Below are 615 nucleotides of genomic sequence, written 5' to 3' on the forward strand. Positions count from 1 at the left end.
GTATTCATATTTTGAATCGAATTTATTGCATTAAAGGCTTTGGAGATGTGTGGGAAAGATCGGAAATAATGAGAAAGAGATAGATTTTATGAAGTCCATGACGGTGCTTGTGAAAAGGTTGTCTTGGAAGAGAATATTCAAGTTTACTCTGATCTATAATTTATTTTCTCTTCATAGGCGTTTGTTCTATGAAGAGGCACAAGGCTTGAGGGATTTTCTTCTTGATAGATGCTACCAAAATCCAATTATCTTTGAATATAAACATATACCTTGCAAAAATGTAATTGTTATGCAAACCTGTTAAAAACAACGCAAAAAATTCTCTTCATTGAGAAAAAATCAATCATCTTTTATTAATTACAAAAATGTAACCCAAAATCTCATTATACAAATTAAACTCTTAATCTTAATGGTAAAGAACGTTAAGATTGTAGTTCTTTAATAAGAGCCTTATGGGTAATTTCTTTGATTTGCTCAATATTTATTAAGATATCTTGTTTTGTTGGATATCCTTTACTCGAAAAAGCAATTTTTTGGGCATCTCCTGAGATTAAACGCCAGTACCATTGATTGTGAACTCCTTGAAACACCTCAAAATACATGTTTCTCACCTCA

General features: G+C 30.9%; 1 protein-coding gene. It reads right to left on the minus strand.

Translation table 11 applies throughout. The features are described from left to right. Positions 1-422 precede the first annotated feature (422 nt). Positions 423-602 carry a DUF1508 domain-containing protein gene (locus ACFINC_RS11325; RefSeq protein ID WP_005773176.1) on the minus strand — a complete coding sequence of 60 codons (180 nt, stop codon included), beginning with the start codon at positions 600-602 and terminating at the stop codon, positions 423-425. Between the last annotated feature and the right edge of the window lie 13 nt (positions 603-615).

It is taken from the genome of Bartonella sp. AP58NXGY (genome assembly GCF_042195785.1).
GTDB lineage: Bacteria > Pseudomonadota > Alphaproteobacteria > Rhizobiales > Rhizobiaceae > Bartonella.

Bases quoted from the DNA above. Each gene is read 5' to 3' on its own strand.
- ACFINC_RS11325 (WP_005773176.1), bottom strand. From the start codon at position 602: ATGTATTTTGAGGTGTTTCAAGGAGTTCACAATCAATGGTACTGGCGT.